We start from the raw sequence: 18,302 nt of genomic DNA, 5'->3' as shown, positions 1-18,302 counted from the left end.
GCTCTACGACGCTCGACCGTACCGCCCCGGGGTGTCCGGACAAAAGCGAGGGCCCGCACCTCACGGCACGGGCCCTCACACGCGGGTGCGGATCAGACGGCGACCAGGTCGCAGACGAAGATCAGCGTCTCGCCCGGGGCGATCGCGCTGCCCGCACCGCGGTCGCCGTAGGCGAGGTGCGCGGGGATGGTCAGCTGGCGGCGGCCACCGACCTTCATGCCCTGCACGCCCTTGTCCCAGCCCGGGATGACCTGGCCGGCGCCGAGCTGGAACTGCAGCGGCTTGCCGCGGTTCCACGAGGCGTCGAACTCCTCACCCGTGGAGAAGGCGACACCCACGTAGTGGACGGAGACGAACTGGCCGGGCTTGGCCTCCTCGCCGTCGCCCTCCCAGATGTCCTTGATCTCCAGATCGGCCGGCGGCTCGCCGCCCGGGAAGTCGACCTCGGGCTTGTCGATGCTCACTGACTTGCTCCTCTTACTGATGAACTGGGCAACCGGGACAGTCTTACATCTTCGCCAGGATGTCCACGGCGAAGACCAGCGTGGAGTTGGCGGGCACGCCCGACTGCTCCTTGTCGCCGAGGCCCTGGTCCGGCGGCACGACCAGCAGCACCCGGCTGCCGATCTTCTTGCCGACCAGGCCGTCCTTCAGGCCCTTGAGGGTGACCTGCGCCAGGGGGAAGGTCTGCGTCTTGCCCGTGGTGTAGGTGTTGTCGAACTCCTTGCCGCTCTTCCAGATCTTGGCCACGTAGTTCACGACGACCGAGTCGGTCTCCTTGACCACGTCGCCCTTGGACTCCAGCACGTAGTCGGAGACCAGCTTCTTCGGCGGGTCGACCTTGCTCGGGATGGTGACGCTCGGCGCCTTGCCGTCGGTGTTGGTGCCCACCTTCGGCAGGTCGGTGTTGTCCTGGGCGACCGGGGTGCCCTTGGCCGAGGCCGGGATCTGCTTCGCCTTCAGGATGTCCACGACGAAGACCAGGGTGGCGTTCGGCTTGATGTCGCCCTGGCCCTGGGCCCCGTAACCGAGGTCCGGCGGGATGACGAGCTGGACCCTGCTGCCGACCTTCTGGCCGACCAGGCCCTTCTCCCAGCCCTGGATGACCATGCCCGCGCCGAGCGTCAGGTCGAACGGCTGCTTGCGGTCGAAGCTGTTGTCGAACGGCTCGGTGGAGTCGTACGCCTGGCCGAGGTAGTTGACCTGGGTCACGTCGCCGTTCTTCAGCTTCGCGCCGTCGCCCTCACTGATGACCTTGGTCTTCAGCTCCTTGGGAGGCGTACCCGTGCCCTTGGCCAGGGTGGGCTTCTCGCCGAACTTCGCGCCCGCGGTGATGGCGGGGAAACCGCCCTTGGAGGGGGCGGACGCGGAGGCGGAAGCGGAGTCGGAGCCCTTGTCGTCGCTGCCGCAGGCCGCTGACGACAACAGCAGCAGGGGGACGACGAGAAGGCCGGCAAGTCGGCGCACTGGTTCCTCAGATCTCAGACGGCGTTTGTGGGGGACACGCCCCAGGGGGTTCCGGGACCCCGCCACTCTAGGCCGTACGAAGGGCCCCGTACGAGGAACGTACGGGGCCCGAGTCGCACCGGGTGCCGGGGCGTATCCTGCGCCTCACATACCCGCGATCAGCTTCTCCACCCGGTCGTCCACCGACCGGAACGGGTCCTTGCACAGCACCGTGCGCTGCGCCTGGTCGTTGAGCTTGAGGTGGACCCAGTCGACGGTGAAGTCACGCCGCTGCTCCTGGGCCCGCCGGATGAAGTCCCCGCGCAGCCGCGCCCTGGTGGTCTGCGGGGGCACCGACTTGCCCTCGAAGATCTTCAGGTCGTTGCAGATGCGGGCGGCCTGCCCCTTGCGCTCCAGCAGGTAGTACAGCCCACGGCGGCGGTGGATGTCGTGGTAGGCGAGGTCTATCTGCGCGACCCGCGGGTTCGACATGGTCATGTTGTGCTTGGCCCGGTACCGCTCGATGAGCTTGTACTTCATGACCCAGTCGATCTCGGTGTCGATCCGGTCGAGGTCCTCGGCCTCGATCGCGTCCAGCGTGCGGCCCCACAGTTCGAGGACGCGCTCGACGTTGCCCGTGCGGATGCCGCGGCGGTCCACGAAGTCCACGGCCTTCTCGTAGTACTCGCGCTGCACCTCTATGGCCGACGCCTCCCGGCCACTGGCGAGGCGGACCTTGCGCTGCCCGGTGGTGTCGTGGCTGACCTCGCGGATCGCCCGGATCGGGTTCTCCAGGGTCAGGTCGCGCATCACCGTGCCCGCCTCGATCATGCGGAGCACCAGGTCGGTCGCGCCGACCTTGAGCAGCATGGTCGTCTCGGACATGTTGGAGTCCCCGACGATGACGTGGAGGCGGCGGTAACGCTCCGCGTCCGCGTGCGGCTCGTCGCGGGTGTTGATGATCGGGCGGGAGCGCGTCGTCGCGGAGCTGACGCCCTCCCAGATGTGCTCGGCACGCTGGCTGACGCAGTAGACCGCGCCCCGCGGGGTCTGGAGCACCTTGCCGGCGCCGCAGATCAGCTGCCTGGTGACGAGGAAGGGAATGAGGATGTCCGCGAGGCGGGAGAATTCCCCGTGCCGGGCCACGAGATAGTTCTCGTGGCAGCCGTAGGAGTTTCCCGCCGAGTCGGTGTTGTTCTTGAAGAGATAGACGTCGCCGGCGATTCCCTCCTCGTGCAGGCGGCGTTCGGCGTCGACGAGCAGGCCCTCGAGAATGCGCTCGCCGGACTTGTCGTGGGTGACCAACTCGGTCAGGTTGTCGCATTCGGGGGTTGCATATTCCGGATGCGATCCCACGTCGAGGTAGAGGCGGGCGCCGTTCCGCAGAAAGACATTGCTGCTGCGGCCCCATGACACAACACGGCGGAAGAGGTAGCGCGCCACTTCATCAGGAGACAGTCGGCGCTGTCCCCTGAACGTGCACGTGACGCCGTACTCGTTCTCCAGCCCGAAAATGCGGCGGTCCATGACTGAACATTACGCCTGATGGCCCGAGCTGAAACCGGGTTCGACGGCACCGTTTCGATCATTTTCCGATCCTCGCACCGCTACGGCGGTACGGGTGGGAGCCGCGAGCACCGATCCGGTGGCCAGGAGAACGGCCAGCGCCGCCACTCCACCGGCCCCCGCGACCGCGAAGCTCCACGCCGTCCCGCCCAGTTCGACGGCCGGACCGGCCACCGCGGTCCCCACGGCCGCGCCCACCCCGAAGGTCGTCACGAGCCACGAGAACGCCTCCGTCACCGTCCCGCGCGGGGCGTGCCGGTCGACCACGATGAACGAACACGCGACGGCCGGCGCGAGGAACACCCCGGAGACGGCCGCCAGCACGGTCATGGCGACCGGGCCGGGCGTCAGCACCAGCGGCAGATAGCCCACCGCGAGCAGCCCCACGATCACCCGCAGCCGCCGCTCCGGCGCCCCCGCCCACTGCCGCGCCCCGTAGACCGCCCCGCCGATCAGGGCGCCGAGGCCGAGCGCGGCCATCAGCCAGCCGTACACCGACTCCCGCCCCTGGTCGTCGGCGTACGCCATCGCGGCCACGGTGATCGAGCCGAGCGCCAGGCCCACGAAGAAGAACGAGCCGAGCAGCGCCAGCAGTCCGGGCGAGCGCAGCGCGCCCAGCCAGTGCGCCTCGCGCGGGGCGGAGCGCCAGGCCCGCGAGGGTTCGGAGACGACGACCGACAGCGCGCCGAGCACCCCGATGGCGTTGATGACCAGCAAGGCGGTGGCGGGCGACCAGAGGGCGGTCAGGAGCGTCACGAGCAGCGGGCCCGCCGTGAACATGACCTCCTGCGCGACGGCGTCCATGGCATAGGCCCGGTGCACCCGGTCCTCACCGCCCAGCACGCTCGGCCACAGCGCCCGCAGGCCGCCCTCCAGCGGGGGCGTGAGGAGACCGGCCACGGCCACCGCCGCGTAGGCGAGCGGGAGCGAGCCGGTCCCCGCCACGGCGAGGAGGACCATGCCGAGCGCGGAGACGACGGCGGCGGGCAGTTGGACGCGCGGCTGCCCGTAGAGGTCCACCGCCCGGCCGAGCAGCGGCTGCCCGACCGCCGTGGCCAGCCCGTACACCGCCGCGAGCGCGCCCGCGACGCTGTAGCTGCCACCCTCGGCCCGGACGAACAGCACGATCGCGATGCTCGCCGTGCCGTTCGGCAGCCGGCCCACCAGGGTGCCCGTCAGCAGCCTGGCGGCGTGCCGCGCCCGGAGGATGTCCAGATATCCCGCGGCCATGTCCCGCCCCTCTCCCTCGGGTGCCTGTGCGGGCCTGCGAGGTTTTACGTATAACTTCCGGGTTCATACGTACCATGAGCCCGTCCCCAGGTCCACCGCACGGGCCTGAACCGAACGGCCCGGAGGCCCGCGTGACCAGCCCCGCACCACCCGGCCCGCCCCGGCCCACCAGCCGTGACGTGGCCCGGGCCGCCGGCGTCTCCCAGGCCACGGTCTCGCTGGTGCTCGGCGAGAAATGGCGGGGCCGGGTCTCCGAGTCCACCGCGGGCCGGGTCCGCGACGCCGCCCGCGGCCTGGGTTACCGGCCCAACCTCGCCGCCCGCAATCTGCGCCTCGGCCGCACCCGGACGGCCCTCCTGGTCGTCCCGGCCCTCACCAACGAGTTCTTCGCCCGGGTGTACACCGGGGCCGCCGCGGTCGCCGCCGAGCACGGCTTCGGGGTCGTCCTCTACCCCTCCCCCGACGGGACCGGCCCGGCCCGCGACCCCTTCGCGTCGGCCCGGGCGGCGCTGGACGGGGTCATCGCCTCCTCCATGGCCGCCGACGCGCTCGACGCCCTGCACGGCGCGGACGTCCCCCTCGTGATGCTGGACAGCGACCCGTCGGCGCCCGGACCCGCCGCCCGGGTCAACCTCGACATCGCGGACGGGATGCGCCAGGTGGCCCGCCATCTGCTCGCCCTCGGCCACCGGCGCTTCCTCCACCTCGCCTCGGCCGTCGACACCTGGACCTTCGCCTGCCGCGCGGAGGCCCTGCGCGAGGAGCTGCGCCGGACCCCTGGCACGGAGGTCCGCACGGTGGCCTCGGCGCTGGACGTACGGGCGGGGCGGGACGCGGCGGAGCACGCGCTCGGGCTGCCCGGGCCCCGGCCGACCGCGATCGTCTGCGACGACGACATCCTGGCGGCGGGCGCCTGCAAGGCGGCCCGCCGGTTCGGGCTGCGGGTGCCGGACGAGGTCTCGGTCACCGGCTTCGACGACCTGGCCCTGGCCACCGCGGTGGAGCCGGAGCTGACCACGGTCCGGCTGCCGGCCGTGCAGGTCGGCGAGCGCGGTATGGCCGCCCTGCTGGCGGTCCTGGACGGCCGGGCGGCCGAGCCGGGCAGCCTGCCGGTGCGGCTGGTCGTCCGGGGCTCGACGGCGCCGGTGCCGGGGGGCGCGGGGGTGTGACGGAGCCCCGGTCCGCCTGCGGGCGGGCCGGGGCTCGGCGGTCGGGTGCGTTACTCCACGTCGCCGCCGGAATCCGTCGTGTCGGTGGTGGCCGTGGGTCCGTCCGCTGCGGTGTCGCCGTCCTCCGCGTCGGACGGGGCGTCGGTCGGCGTCGACGCGGCGGCCTCCGCTTCGAGGAGCCGGGCCAGCTGCCGGCCGACGATCCGCTTGAACTTGCGCTGCTGCGGCCGTGTGCGGTCCAGGACCGCGACCTCCAGCCGGTCGGCGGGGATCTCCCGCTCACTGCCGTTGGGGTCGCGGGAGAGCGCCTGCACCGCCAGTTTCAGCGCCTCGGCGAGCGACATGCCGTCGCGGTGGCGCTGGTCGAGGAAGGTGCTGATCTGCTCCGCGTTGCCGCCGACCGCGACCGAGCCGTGCTCGTCCACGATCGAGCCGTCGTGCGGCAGCCGGTAGATCTGGTCGCCCTCGGGCTCGGCGCCCACCTCGGCGACCACGAGCTCCACCTCGTACGGCTTCTCGGCCGCGCTGGAGAAGATGGTGCCGAGCGTCTGCGCGTAGACGTTCGCCAGTCCACGGGCCGTCACGTCGTCGCGGTCATAGGTGTAACCGCGCAGATCCGCATAGCGGACTCCGCCGATGCGGAGGTTCTCGTACTCGTTGTACTTGCCGGCGGCGGCGAAACCGATCCGGTCGTAGATCTCGCTGAACTTGTGCAGCGCACGGGACGGGTTCTCGCCGACGAACACAATTCCGTCGGCGTACTGCAGCACAACCAGGCTGCGACCGCGGGCGATGCCCTTCCGGGCGTATTCCGCCCGGTCGGCCATGGCCTGCTGAGGTGAGACATAGAACGGCGTCGACACCGGCTATCCGTCCCTTTCTGTCAGTGGCGGGAGCATCGAAGAAGCTGGATACGGACGCGTGCTCAGAGCAGCGCGGCGCGCGGGCCGTCGGGCTGTTCCAGACGGCGTTCCAGAATCGAGCGGGCGATCTCGGAGGATTCCGCGTCGGTCAGCTTCCGGAAGCCCTCGTCCGTGATGACGGTGACGATCGGATAGATGCGGCGGCCCACGTCCGGACCGCCCGTCGCCGAGTCGTCGTCGGCCGCGTCGTACAGCGCCTGCACGACCAGCGTCAGCGTCTCCTCCTCCGTCAGGTCCTCGCGGTAGAGCTTCTTCATCGAGCCCCGGGCGAAGATCGAGCCGGAACCGGTGGACGCGTAGCCGACGTGCTCCTCGGAACGCCCGCCCGTGACGTCGTAGCTGAAGATGCGTCCGCGCTCGCGGTCGATGTCGTAACCGGCGAAGAGCGGGACGACGGCGAGGCCCTGCATGGCCATCGCCAGGTTGCTCCGGATCATCGTGGAGAGCCGGTTGGCCTTGCCCTCCAGGGAGAGCTGGGCGCCCTCCACCTTCTCGAAGTGCTCCAGCTCCAGCTGGAAGAGCTTGACCATCTCCACGGCGAGACCCGCCGTACCGGCGATGCCGACCGCCGAGTACTCGTCGGCCGGGAAGACCTTCTCGATGTCGCGCTGCGCGATCATGTTGCCCATGGTCGCCCGCCGGTCACCGGCCAGGACGACGCCGCCGGGGAAGGCCGCGGCCACGATCGTCGTGCCGTGCGGCGCCTCGACGGCGCCCTTCATGGGCGGCATCTGCCGGTTGCCCGGCAGCATCTCCGGCGCCTGGTCGGACAGGAAGTCCATGAAGGAGGACGATCCCGGCGTCAGGAAGGCAGCTGGTAGACGCCCGGTGCTACGAGTGTTGGCTTCCACGCGTTTCCCTCCAGGTATGCGACGGCCCTGCGCCGAATTGCAGTTGAAGCACGGTACGCCCCGGACCCTACCCGCCCGGTGACGGTGATCCACATCGAAGACGTGGGCAATCGGACCGGTGGCGCGGTCCGGTGCCCGCGGTGTGCGGCACGGGCGGACCGCCCGTGCCGCACGGCCGCAGCCGTCCTCCGGCGAGGGCCGGTTACTGACCGCCCTTTTGAACAAAGCTTCGAACGAAATCCTCTGCGTTCGACTCGAGCACGTCGTCGATCTCGTCGAGGACGTCGTCCACGTCGTCGCTCAGCTTCTCCTGGCGCTCCTTGAGGTCCTCGGATGCCTGCGCGTCCTGCGCCTGCTCCTCGACCTCCTCCGTGGAGCGCGTCGCCTTCTGCTGTCCGCCGCCGGTGTCCTTGGTCGCCATCTAGCTCACCCCGCTCGGTTCGAAGCACTTGATCAGACCCTACCCATGGGGTCCGACATTGGCCCGGTACTTGTCTCAACGTCCGGAGGTCATCGGAATGATTCCCAGCCGGGAGCCCTTTCAGGCGCTTTCAGCCGCCCGAGAGGACCTGGACCAGCTCCTGCGCCGTGCGGCACCGGTCCAGCAGGGATTTCACGTGCTCCCGGGTGCCCCGCAGGGGCTCCATCGTGGGTACGCGCTGAAGGGAGTCCTGGCCCGGCAGGTCGAAGATCACCGAATCCCAGGAGGCCGCGGCGACGTCGTCCGCGTACTGTTCGAGACAGCGGCCGCGGAAGTACGCCCTGGTGTCCTCCGGCGGCGCCGTACGGGCCCGCTCGACCTCCCGCTCGTCCAGGAGGCGTGTCATCCGCCCGCGGGCCACCAGGCGGTTGTACAGCCCCTTGTCCTGCCGTACGTCCGCGTACTGGAGGTCCACCAGGTGCAGCCGGGCGGCGTCCCAGTCCAGGCCGTCGCGGCGCCGGTAGCCCTCCATGAGCTGCCGCTTCGCCACCCAGTCCAGCTCACCGGCCAGGCTCATCGGGTCGTTCTCCAGCCGGTTCAGGGTGTCCTCCCACCGGCTCAGGACGTCCTTGGTCTGCTCGTCGGCGTCCGCCCCGTACCGTTCCTCGACGTACTTGCGGCCCAGTTCGAAGTACTCCATCTGGAGCTGCACCGCGGTGAGTGTCCGGCCGCTGCGCAGCGTGATCAGCTGCTGGAGCCCGGGGTCGTGGGAGACCTGGTGCAGGGTGCGCACCGGCTGGTCGACGGCCAGGTCGACGTTAATGAAGCCGTCCTCGATCATGGAGAGGACGAGCGCAGTGGTGCCCAGCTTGAGATACGTCGAGATCTCGGAGAGGTTCGCGTCGCCGATGATCACATGGAGCCGGCGGTACTTCTCGGCGTCCGAGTGCGGCTCGTCGCGGGTGTTGATGATGGGGCGCTTGAGCGTGGTCTCCAGGCCGACCTCGACCTCGAAGTAGTCGGCGCGCTGGCTGAGCTGGAAGCCGTGCTCGCCGCCGTCCTGGCCGATCCCGACCCGTCCGGCGCCGGTGACCACCTGGCGCGAGACGAAGAACGGGGTCAGGTGGCGCACGATGTCCGAGAACGGGGTCTCCCGCTTCATCAGGTAGTTCTCGTGCGTCCCGTAGGAGGCGCCCTTGTTGTCGGTGTTGTTCTTGTAGAGGTGGATCGGCTGGGCGCCCGGGAGCTGCGCGGCGCGCTCGGCCGCCTCGGCCATGATCCGCTCGCCGGCCTTGTCCCACAGGACCGCGTCCCGGGGGTTGGTGATCTCCGGGGAGCTGTACTCGGGGTGCGCGTGGTCGACGTAGAGCCGGGCCCCGTTGGTGAGGATGACGTTGGCCAGGCCGATGTCCTCGTCCGTGAGCTGGCTGGAGTCGGCGGTCTCGCGGGCGAGGTCGAAGCCTCGCGCGTCCCGCAGCGGATTCTCCTCCTCGAAGTCCCAGCGGGCGCGGCGCGCCCGGTGCATCGCCGCCGCATAGGCGTTGACGATCTGGGACGAGGTGAGCATGGCATTGGCGTTGGGGTGTCCGGGGACGGAGATCCCGTACTCCGTCTCGATGCCCATTACTCGCCGTACGGTCATGCGGCCCTCCTTGCCCGGCGGCGCTCCCTTCCGGGGGCGGCGCTCAAGTACCGCTGCTTGTTCGGTGCGTGCGCGGTCTGCCCGTCCCGCGCTGCGTGAACGGGTGGTACGCCTGAGCCTAGAACGCCCGCGTGCCGGTGGGGAGATCAATTGCGCCGTCATTGCCGCGGTGTCGCCCGCGGCTGGCCGGAAAGCAACCGGCTGCGGATGCCCGGCCGGGCATCCGCAGCCGGTACGCCTTCTACAGGTACTGACCGGTGTTGGCCACCGTGTCGATGGAGCGGCCGGTGTCCGCGCCCTGCTTCCCGGTGACGAGCGTGCGGATGAAGACGATCCGCTCGCCCTTCTTGCCGGAGATACGGGCCCAGTCGTCCGGGTTGGTGGTGTTCGGCAGGTCCTCGTTCTCCTTGAACTCGTCCACGCACGCCTGGAGGAGGTGGGAGACGCGGAGGCCCTTCTGGCCGTGGTCGAGGAAGGCCTTGATGGCCATCTTCTTGGCCCGGTCCACGATGTTCTGGATCATCGCGCCGGAGTTGAAGTCCTTGAAGTACAGGACTTCCTTGTCGCCGTTGGCGTACGTGACCTCGAGGAAGCGGTTCTCCTCGGACTCGGTGTACATCCGCTCGACGACCGACTGGATCATGGCGTGCGCCGCGGCTTCCTTCGAGCCGGTGTGCTCGGCCAGGTCGTCCGCGTGCAGCGGCAGCGAAGGCGTGAGGTACTTCGCGAAGATGTCCTTCGCGGCCTCCGCGTCGGGGCGCTCGATCTTGATCTTGACGTCGAGCCGGCCCGGGCGCAGGATCGCCGGGTCGATCATGTCCTCGCGGTTGGAGGCGCCGATGACGATGACGTTCTCCAGGCCCTCCACACCGTCGATCTCGGCGAGCAGCTGCGGGACGATGGTGTTCTCCACGTCCGAGCTGACGCCCGATCCACGGGTGCGGAAGAGCGACTCCATCTCGTCGAAGAAGACGATGACGGGGGTACCCTCGCTCGCCTTCTCGCGGGCACGCTGGAAGACCAGGCGGATGTGGCGCTCGGTCTCGCCGACGTACTTGTTGAGGAGCTCGGGGCCCTTGATGTTGAGGAAGTAGCTCTTGCCGGCGGGCTGTCCGGTGACTTCGGCGACCTTCTTCGCCAGGGAGTTGGCGACGGCCTTGGCGATGAGCGTCTTGCCGCAGCCGGGCGGACCGTAGAGCAGGATGCCCTTGGGCGGGCGGAGCTCGTGCTCCTTGAAGAGGTCGGGGTGGAGATAGGGGAGCTCGACCGCGTCGCGGATCAGCTCGATCTGGTCGCCCAGGCCGCCGATCTTGTCGTAGTCGATGTCCGGCACTTCTTCGAGGACGAGTTCCTCGACCTCGCTCTTGGGCACGACTTCGTAGACGTAGCCGGACCGGGGTTCGAGCAGCAGGGCGTCGCCGGGGCGGATGGTGATGTCCAGCAGCGGCTCGGCGAGCCTCACCACCCTCTCCTCGTCGGTGTGCCCGATGACCAGGGCGCGTTCGCCGTCCTCAAGGATCTCCTTGAGGGTGACGATGTCCCCGGCTCGCTCGAATTCCATGGCGTCGACCACGTTGAGCGCTTCGTTGAGCATGACCTCCTGGCCGCGCCTGAGGTCTTCGAGTTCGACGCTGGGGCTGACGTTCACCCGGAGCTTGCGGCCCCCGGTGAAGATGTCGCAGGTGCCGTCCTCGTTCGCCTGCAGGAACACCCCGAAGCCGGCCGGCGGCTGTGCGAGCCGGTCGACCTCCTCCTTGAGGGCCACGATCTGGTCGCGGGCCTCGCGGAGCGTGCTGGCGAGCCGTTCGTTCTGGGCGGACACGCCTGCGAGGTTGGTCTGCAGTTCGACGATCCGCTCTTCGAGAATCCTCGTATGACGCGGAGAGTCGGCGAGCTTACGTCGCAGGACGGCGATTTCCTGCTCGAGATAGGCGACCTGGCCGGCTGGGTCGTCGGACCCCCGCCCGGGCCGGATGCCGCGGTTGATGTCGTCGTCGTGGGCTGCCACGGTCCTCACCTCCTCCAAGGGGAGCTGGACGCTTCCTGACCCTACCTGCGTGGGTGGTGATTGAAACCCCTAGATCACAAAGACTGTGAGGTGTGTCCGATCTTCACCCTTGCGCTCTCCCCGTCCCAGGGGGATACCCACCGTTCACCATCGGAAAGCGGCCGGTTGTATCGTCGAAGCGTTCAACACCCGTCAGGGCTGGCTCTTTCCCGGTCCGGCTACGCAGGAAACGGCAGGCGACATGACCGTGCGGCAGGACGCTCCCACCGGTGGCGAGACGCAGGACCTGGAGGTGTGGATCGACCAGGACCTGTGCACGGGGGACGGCATCTGCGTGCAGTACGCGCCCGAGGTGTTCGAGCTGGACATCGACGGTCTGGCGTACGTGAAGAGCGGGGACGACGAGCTGCTCCAGGACAAGGGCGCGACCACGCCGGTCCCGCTGCCGCTGCTCCAGGACGTCGTGGACTCGGCCAAGGAGTGCCCGGGCGACTGCATTCATGTACGTCGCGTTTCGGACAGGGTCGAGGTGTACGGCCCCGAGGCGGCCTGACCGTCCGGGGTTCCGGGTGGCGGTCCCGGGCCGGGGTCAGGCGCCGGAGCCGGCGGCTCCGGCGGTGTCGCTGCTGCGCGTGAAGGCGCCGTTCTCCCACCGCCAGGTGACTTTCTCCTGCTGGTCGGGGCAGCAGGAGGGCACCGAGGACGAGGAGTAGCCGAGGAGCGTGGCGGAGATGACGCGGTCGCGGACCGTGAAGTCGCCGATGGTCAGCTGCTGGGCGGGGTCCACCAGGGTCGCGACGATCCTGGGCGCGGCTCCGCCCGCCTGGGTGAGGACGTAGACGCCGCTGGGCGGGGTGCCCGATCCGGCCGCGCAGTGGACGACCGCGACGGTCTCCGGTTTGCCGTCTCCGTCGAGGTCGCCGGGGGCCTGCTTGGCGACGGTGTTGCCGACGTCGCCGCAGGCCAGGGGGAAGTCCGCCCGGGCCGGGTCGGGGGCGACGGCCGCGTCCTCGTGCTGCTGCTGGGCCGTGGTGCGGTGCCGGGTGGAGGCCGAGGCGCTGCTGTCCGGCTGGAGCAGACCGGCTGCCGCGACGACGGCGGCCATGGCCGCCGCGGTGGCGAGCCAGTGCATGGGCCTGGTGTCGGTGTGCGCGAGGTCCGGGAGCGCGGAGGTCTGCACGCGGGCTGTCTCCTGTGGTTCCTGTGGTGCGGCCGTCGGCGTCGGCGGTGCGGGGGTGGCCAGCATCGTGCCACACCTCACACGGCAGCGGAACGGTGGGGTGGGCAAGACACCCCCGGGATCGCGGGCCGCATACGGAAAGGGCGCCGCCGCCGGGTTCCCGGGTCGGTCCGGGAGCCCGGCGGCGGCGCCGGTACGTTGCCGCGGGGTCAGTCGCGGGAGGAGCCGCTCCGGCCGCCCGGGCCGTCGTAGTCCTCGCCGTAGGCGCCCTTGGAGGGGCGGCGACGGCGGGCCGGGGCCTCGACGCCGTCGGCGAGCCGGCGGGCGGTGACGAGGAATCCGGTGTGCCCGATCATGCGGTGGTCCGGGCGCACGGCCAGGCCCTCCACGTGCCAGTTGCGGATCATCGACTCCCAGGGCTGCGGCTCGGCGAAGCAGCCGATCTCGCGGATGGACTCGACCGTCCGGGAGAGCTGGGTGGTGGTGGCGACGTACGCGCAGAGGATGCCGCCGGGGACGAGCGCCTTGGAGACGACGTCCAGGCACTCCCAGGGCGCCAGCATGTCCAGCACGACGCGGTCCACGTCGGTGTCCGTGAGGTTGTCCTGGAGGTCGCCGACCGTGAGCTGCCAGGCGGGGTGCGGACTGCCGAAGTAGCGCTCCACGTTCTGCTGGGCGATCTCGGCGAAGTCCTCGCGGCGCTCGTACGAGTGCAGCATGCCCTGTTCGCCGATGGCGCGGAGCAGGAAGGTGGAGAGCGCGCCCGAGCCGACGCCCGCCTCCACGACGCGTGCGCCGGGGAAGATGTCGCCGAAGGCGAGGATCTGGCCCGCGTCCTTCGGGTAGACCACGGCGGCGCCGCGGGGCATGGACAGGACGTAGTCGGGGAGCAGGGGGCGCAGCGCGAGGTAGGCGACGTTTCCCGTGGTACGGACCACACTGCCCTCGGGGGCACCGATCAGCTCGTCGTGCGGGAAAGAACCCTTGTGGGTGTGGAAGTTCTTTCCGGCTTCGAGCGTGAAGGTGTGGTGGCGTCCCTTGGGATCGGTGAGCTGGACCTGGTCCCCGACCTTGAAGGGCCCGCGTCGGCGGGCGGCACCGGTCGGTTCAGACATGTGACCAGCGTACCGGTGTTTCGCGGGCCGCCGACCGCCGCCCGGACGGTTGTACGGGGGCGCGGGCGGGCGTCAGGCGGCGGGGCGGGCCATGGCGGCGACGAAGGCGCGCTCGACGTCGGCGGTGGAAAGGACGCCGTAGATCTCGCCGGTCTCCTCCACGACGAGGTATTCGGTCGCGGGGGTGGCCTTGAGGCGGTCCAGGAGGGCTTCGCCGGCGAGCTCGGCGGGGACCCTCATCCCGTCGGTGAGGTCCTGGGCGAGGCCGCTGACGGCGACCCAGGGGCGGCGGTGCTCGGGGACGGCGACGATGGCCGTCTCCCGGACGAGGGCCTTGGGCTCCCCGGTGCCGTCCACGACGACGAGGGCGCGGGCACCGGCCTCGTTGGCCCGGCGCAGCGCCTCGGAGAGCGGGGTGGCGGCCTCGACGGGGACGGCGCGGCGGGTGAGGCTGCGGGCGCGCAGGCCGGGCAGGTGCTCGCGGAGCCGGGCCATGCGCAGGCTGTTCCCGGCGCCGGTCCAGATGATGGCGGCGAGGATCGCGGCGAGCAGGGCGTCGGTGACGGTGTCCATGCCGCTGATCTCGCCGGCGTCGTTGCCCAGGGAGCCGCTGCGGGTGAGGAGGGGGAGGCCGACGAGGGTGCCGACGGCGAGGGCGCGGCCGACCCAGGCGGCGGCGACGGTCCCGCTCATCGGCTTGCCGGTGATCTTCCAGACCACGGCCCTGAGCATGCGCCCGCCGTCGAGCGGGAGGCCGGGCAGCAGGTTGAAGGCGGCGACGATGAGGTTGGAGATCATCAGCCCGCCGAGCAGGACGGCCGGGACGGTGCCGCGTTCCACGAAGCGCAGGGGGATGTAGAAGAGCCCGCCCAGGACGAGGGAGAGCAGCGGTCCGACGAAGGCGAGGACGAATTCGCGGCCGGGGGTCTCGGACTCCTTCTCGATCTCCGAGACGCCGCCGAAGAACTGGAGCTGGATGCGCCGGACGGGGAGCTTGTAGCGCAGGGCGGCGATCGTGTGGGCGAGTTCGTGGACGAGGACGGAGGCGTAGAAGGCGATCGCGAAGAAGAGCGCGACGAGGTAGCGGGCGGCGCCGAGGTCGGGCAGCACCCGGTCGAGCTGGCCGCCGAAGACCCAGGTGATCAGGGCCGCCACCAGGAACCAGCTGGGGGCGACGTAGACGGGCACGCCGAAGGGGCGGCCCATGAGGATGCCGCCCCCGGGCTCGTCCCGGCGCGGGGGCGCGTCCTTGCCGGGGCCGTCGCCGGGGCCGGGGCCGGCCGGGCCGGGCTGCGGCCGCCGGCCTTCGCCGCTCTCGTCCACGAGGTCCCTTCGGTTCGGTGCCTTTCAGCACGATGATGCAGTGTTCGTGGGTCTGTGGTCGATGGTATGCCGGTTGGTGTCAGTGGCGGGTCGTAGGGTCTTCGCATGACCTCCGTTCCGCCGCCGTCCCAGCCGGTGCCGCAGCCACCCTCCTCGCTCTCCCCTTCGCGGGCGAGCGATTTCATGCAGTGCCCGCTGCTGTACCGCTTCCGCGTCATCGACAAGCTGCCGCAGAAGCCCAGCGAGGCTGCTACCCGGGGGACGCTGGTCCACGCGGTGCTGGAGCGGCTGTTCGACAATCCGGCGGCGGAGCGCACCGCCGGCCGGGCGACGGCGCTGATCCCCGGGCAGTGGGACCGGCTGCTGGAGTCGAAGCCGGAGCTCGGGGAGCTCTTCGCGGAGGACGAGGACGGCGAGCGGCTGGCGCGGTGGCTGGGACAGGCGGAGCGGCTGGTGGAGCGCTGGTTCTCGCTGGAGGACCCGACGCGTCTGGAGCCGGCGGAGCGCGAGCTGTTCGTGGAGACGGAGCTGGAGTCCGGGCTGCGGCTGCGCGGGGTGATCGACCGCATCGACGTGGCGCCGACGGGCGAGGTCCGGATCGTGGACTACAAGACGGGGAAGGCGCCGCGTCCGGAGTACGCGGAGGGGGCGCTGTTCCAGATGAAGTTCTACGCCCTGGTGATCTGGCGGCTGAAGGGCGTGGTGCCGCGCCGGCTCCAGCTGGTCTACCTGGGCAGCGGTGACGTGCTGACGTACGACCCGGTCGTGGCGGACCTGGAGCGGGTGGAGCGGAAGCTGCTGGCGCTGTGGGAGGCGATCTCGCTGGCGACGCGGACGGGCGAGTGGCGGCCGCGCCCGACGAAGCTGTGCGGCTGGTGCGACCACCAGGCACTCTGTCCAGAATTCGGCGGGACTCCCCCGGTCTATCCGCTCACGGTCCGGCCGCCCGCTCCGGCGGAGGATGGCCAGGGCAGAATGGAGCCGGTCCGGGCCGAGGCCGGCCGGCCCGCGGCTCTCGACGGGCATTGAGGAGATCTGGTGGCTATCCGCGTCCTTCTGGTCGATGACCAACCGCTGCTGCGCACGGGCTTCCGGATGATTCTGGAGGCCGAGGGCGATCTGGCGGTGGTGGGTGAGGCCGGTGACGGTCTCCAGGCCCTCGACCAGGTACGCGCGCTCCAGCCCGATGTGGTGCTGATGGACATCCGGATGCCGCGGATGGACGGGGTCGAGGCGACGCGCCAGATCACCGGTCCGGGCCGGGACGGTCCGGCGAAGGTGCTGGTGCTGACGACGTTCGACCTGGACGAGTACGTGGTGGAGGCGCTGCGCGCCGGGGCGAGCGGGTTCCTGCTGAAGGACGCGCCGGCCGATGAGCTGGTGCAGGCGATCCGGGTGGTGGCGGGCGGTGAGGCGATGCTCGCCCCGAGCGTGACGCGCCGCCTGCTCGACAAGTACGCGGACCATCTGCCGTCGGGCGAGGAGCCCGTGCCGGACACGCTGCACACGCTGACGGACCGCGAGGTCGAGGTGCTGAAGCTGGTGGCGCGCGGCCTGTCGAACGCGGAGATCGCCGCCGACCTGTTCGTCAGCGAGACGACGGTGAAGACCCATGTGGGCCATGTGCTGACGAAGCTGGGCCTGCGCGACCGGGTGCAGGCCGCGGTGTACGCGTACGAGAGCGGCCTGGTGCGCCCCGGCGCGCAGTGACACCGGGGCGGAGCGGACTCAGCCGGTGCCGCGCCCCAGTTCCCACAGGTGGAGGTCGGCGCCCGAGTCGATCGCCCATTCGACGCCGCTCAGGTCCTCGCGGGATACGGCGTACTGCTTGCCCTGCCAGAGCGGGAGGACGGGCACGTCCCGGGCGACGATGTCCTGGAGCCGTTCGAAGGCGGGCGCGGCGGCGCTCCGGTCGGCCTGGCGGCGGGAGCGCGCGATGAGGGTCCGGGCCTCGTCGGAGGTGTAGGGCGAGCCGAGGAAGTTGTCCGGGCCGAGGAAGGGCGCCGTGTAGTTGTCGGGGTCCGGGAAGTCGGGGAACCAGCCCATGCCGTAGGCGGCGTAGTCGCCGCGGAGTTCGGCGGGCCGGTAGCGGGTCCAGGGGGTGCCCTCGACGGTGATGTCGAAGAGCCCGGTGCCGTTGAGCTGCTTCTTGAGCGCCTGGAACTCGTCGGCGGTGTCCCGGCCGTAGTGGTCGTCGGTGTAGTGCAGGGTGAAGCGCACGGGGGTGCGGATCTTCGCCTTCTTGAGGAGGGCGGCGGCCTTGGCGGCGCTGGGTTCGCCGTAGGTGCTGTAGAACGCGTTGTCGTGGGCGGTGATCCCGCGCGGGATGAGTGAGTACAGCGGTTCGACGGTGGCGCCGTAGACCTTGCCGGCGATGGCGCCCCGGTCGACCACCTGGGCGATGGCCTGGCGGACGGCCCTGTTCCGGAGGGCGGGTTCGTCGGTGTCGAAGCCGAGGTAGCTGATGGCCAGCCCGGGCAGCTCGGTGAGCCGGACGCCCTCCTCGGGCTCTGCCAGCATCCGCTGGACCCGGTCGGCCGGGACGGTGCGGGCCATCATGTCGATCTTCTGCGCGTCGAACGCCTTGCCCATGGCGGTGGCGTCCGGAAAGAGGTCGAGTTCGACGGATTCGCTCCGCACCTGGTAGCTGCCCCGGTAATGGGGATTCCTGGTGAAGGCGATTTTCACAAGCCGCCCGGATTTCACTTCCGGTCTCATGGTGTAGGGCCCGGAGCCGTCCACCTGGAATCCGCTGCGGGCGGAATTCGCCGGGTACCGATCGCGCGGGACGATCCCGGCGGGAGGCGTGGCCAGCTTGTACGGGAAGGTGGCGTCGGGGGTCTTGAGGTGGAAGACGACCTCGCGGGTGCCGGTGGTCTCGACGGTGTCGATGTTGTCGAGGAGGGCGGCGGGCCCGTTCGCGGACTTGATGCGCCGCACGCGGTCGAGGGAGTACTTGACGTCGTCGGCGGTGACCGGGGTGCCGTCGGCGAAGGTGAGTCCGGCGCGCAGCCGGCAGCGGTACCTCTCGCTCTCGTGGTCCGTGAATCCGCAGCTCTCGGCGGCTTCGGGGACCGGGAGGCCGCCGCCGCGCGGGGTGGCCATCAGGGTCTGCACGGTCTGCCGCAGGACGTTCCAGACGCCCGCCTCGTAGCCGACGGCCGGGTCGAGCGGGGCGGGGGCGCCGGCGGAGGCGGCGATCCGGTCCGTGGTGCCGACGACGACGGCGCCGGTGCCGCTTCCGGTGGCGCCGCCGTCCGCCACGCCGCAGCCGGCGAGCGCGGGCGCCAGGAGGCCTGCGACGGCCGGCAGCGCCAGGAGCTTGCGTTTCATGGTGGCCGTTCTCCCTCATCGGTTCAGGGAGAAAGACATTAGCGGGCGCGTTCCGGAATACCGGAGGGGGGCCGTACACGGAATTCTTTCGCACC

At 70.5% G+C, this 18,302-nt stretch carries 17 protein-coding genes and 1 pseudogene; 4 read left to right on the top strand and 14 right to left on the bottom strand.

Going from position 1 to position 18,302, the window contains the following annotated elements:
* Positions 1-92 precede the first annotated feature (92 nt).
* The 4 genes from ACFUJY_RS09460 to ACFUJY_RS09445 all read right to left on the bottom strand — a co-directional run bounded on the left by ACFUJY_RS09460 (position 93) and on the right by ACFUJY_RS09445 (position 4,242).
* On the bottom strand, positions 93-464 hold the full coding sequence (locus ACFUJY_RS09460; RefSeq protein ID WP_383296885.1) for an FKBP-type peptidyl-prolyl cis-trans isomerase: 372 nt from the start codon (positions 462-464) through the stop codon (positions 93-95).
* Between the two features lie 43 nt (positions 465-507).
* Positions 508-1,467 carry an FKBP-type peptidyl-prolyl cis-trans isomerase gene (locus ACFUJY_RS09455; protein WP_383296882.1) on the bottom strand — a complete coding sequence of 320 codons (960 nt, stop codon included), beginning with the start codon at positions 1,465-1,467 and terminating at the stop codon, positions 508-510.
* A 144-nt stretch (positions 1,468-1,611) separates the two neighbouring features.
* Entirely contained in the window at positions 1,612-2,973 is a 1,362-nt protein-coding gene (gene pafA, locus ACFUJY_RS09450; RefSeq protein WP_073967929.1) for a Pup--protein ligase, read from the bottom strand.
* Between the two features lie 9 nt (positions 2,974-2,982).
* Complete coding sequence (locus tag ACFUJY_RS09445; RefSeq protein WP_383296879.1) at positions 2,983-4,242, bottom strand: MFS transporter; 1,260 nt, start codon at positions 4,240-4,242, stop codon at positions 2,983-2,985.
* Between the two features lie 131 nt (positions 4,243-4,373).
* On the opposite strand from ACFUJY_RS09445, the gene ACFUJY_RS09440 reads away from it, so the two are divergent.
* Positions 4,374-5,411, top strand: coding sequence for a LacI family DNA-binding transcriptional regulator (locus tag ACFUJY_RS09440; protein ID WP_383296876.1), 1,038 nt, complete (start codon positions 4,374-4,376; stop codon positions 5,409-5,411).
* Between the two features lie 50 nt (positions 5,412-5,461).
* Here ACFUJY_RS09440 and prcA read toward each other — a convergent pair whose 3' ends face one another.
* The 6 genes and pseudogenes from prcA to arc form a co-directional block, all read right to left on the bottom strand.
* Positions 5,462-6,274, bottom strand: a complete 813-nt coding sequence (gene prcA, locus ACFUJY_RS09435; protein WP_383296874.1) for a proteasome subunit alpha — start codon at positions 6,272-6,274, stop codon at positions 5,462-5,464.
* Between the two features lie 62 nt (positions 6,275-6,336).
* The gene (gene prcB / locus ACFUJY_RS09430; protein ID WP_164400128.1) at positions 6,337-7,185 is read right to left on the bottom strand and encodes a proteasome subunit beta; all 849 of its coding nucleotides are present in this window, start codon (positions 7,183-7,185) and stop codon (positions 6,337-6,339) included.
* Positions 7,137-7,278: pseudogene (locus ACFUJY_RS09425) on the bottom strand (endonuclease domain-containing protein); the annotation flags it as partial. The pseudogene ACFUJY_RS09425 and the gene prcB, both read right to left, overlap by 49 nt.
* Before the next feature lie 109 nt (positions 7,279-7,387).
* A complete protein-coding gene (locus ACFUJY_RS09420) occupies positions 7,388-7,606 on the bottom strand; it encodes a ubiquitin-like protein Pup (protein ID WP_018524080.1) in 219 nt (72 codons plus the stop codon).
* 130 nt (positions 7,607-7,736) lie between these two features.
* Positions 7,737-9,248: a depupylase/deamidase Dop gene (dop, locus tag ACFUJY_RS09415; protein WP_383296870.1), complete on the bottom strand. Its 1,512-nt coding sequence runs from the start codon at positions 9,246-9,248 to the stop codon at positions 7,737-7,739.
* 241 nt (positions 9,249-9,489) lie between these two features.
* Positions 9,490-11,256 carry a proteasome ATPase gene (arc, locus tag ACFUJY_RS09410; protein ID WP_073967936.1) on the bottom strand — a complete coding sequence of 589 codons (1,767 nt, stop codon included), beginning with the start codon at positions 11,254-11,256 and terminating at the stop codon, positions 9,490-9,492.
* A gap of 241 nt (positions 11,257-11,497) precedes the next feature.
* Between arc and ACFUJY_RS09405 the strand changes: the two genes are divergently transcribed.
* On the top strand, positions 11,498-11,809 hold the full coding sequence (locus ACFUJY_RS09405; RefSeq protein ID WP_383296867.1) for a ferredoxin: 312 nt from the start codon (positions 11,498-11,500) through the stop codon (positions 11,807-11,809).
* Between the two features lie 36 nt (positions 11,810-11,845).
* Here the strand turns inward: ACFUJY_RS09405 and ACFUJY_RS09400 are convergent, their stop codons facing one another.
* The 3 genes from ACFUJY_RS09400 to ACFUJY_RS09390 all read right to left on the bottom strand — a co-directional run bounded on the left by ACFUJY_RS09400 (position 11,846) and on the right by ACFUJY_RS09390 (position 14,874).
* Positions 11,846-12,436 carry a hypothetical protein gene (locus ACFUJY_RS09400; RefSeq protein WP_383296865.1) on the bottom strand — a complete coding sequence of 197 codons (591 nt, stop codon included), beginning with the start codon at positions 12,434-12,436 and terminating at the stop codon, positions 11,846-11,848.
* Positions 12,437-12,645: 209 nt separating this feature from the next.
* Positions 12,646-13,551, bottom strand: coding sequence for a tRNA (adenine-N1)-methyltransferase (locus ACFUJY_RS09395; protein ID WP_365687320.1), 906 nt, complete (start codon positions 13,549-13,551; stop codon positions 12,646-12,648).
* Positions 13,552-13,623: 72 nt separating this feature from the next.
* Positions 13,624-14,874 carry a site-2 protease family protein gene (locus ACFUJY_RS09390; RefSeq protein ID WP_383296861.1) on the bottom strand — a complete coding sequence of 417 codons (1,251 nt, stop codon included), beginning with the start codon at positions 14,872-14,874 and terminating at the stop codon, positions 13,624-13,626.
* A 183-nt stretch (positions 14,875-15,057) separates the two neighbouring features.
* Here ACFUJY_RS09390 and ACFUJY_RS09385 point away from each other — a divergent pair, with 183 nt between their 5' ends.
* On the top strand, positions 15,058-15,903 hold the full coding sequence (locus ACFUJY_RS09385; RefSeq protein ID WP_383297455.1) for a RecB family exonuclease: 846 nt from the start codon (positions 15,058-15,060) through the stop codon (positions 15,901-15,903).
* A 9-nt stretch (positions 15,904-15,912) separates the two neighbouring features.
* Positions 15,913-16,584, top strand: coding sequence for a response regulator transcription factor (locus ACFUJY_RS09380; RefSeq protein ID WP_018103734.1), 672 nt, complete (start codon positions 15,913-15,915; stop codon positions 16,582-16,584).
* Positions 16,585-16,602: 18 nt separating this feature from the next.
* Here ACFUJY_RS09380 and ACFUJY_RS09375 read toward each other — a convergent pair whose 3' ends face one another.
* Positions 16,603-18,207: an ABC transporter substrate-binding protein gene (locus tag ACFUJY_RS09375; protein ID WP_383296858.1), complete on the bottom strand. Its 1,605-nt coding sequence runs from the start codon at positions 18,205-18,207 to the stop codon at positions 16,603-16,605.
* Positions 18,208-18,302 lie beyond the last annotated feature (95 nt).

Origin of the sequence: Streptomyces sp. NPDC057249, from assembly GCF_042669245.1 — a bacterium.
Taxonomy (GTDB): Bacteria; Actinomycetota; Actinomycetes; order Streptomycetales; family Streptomycetaceae; genus Streptomyces.
This window is presented reverse-complemented; position numbering and strand designations above follow the sequence as displayed.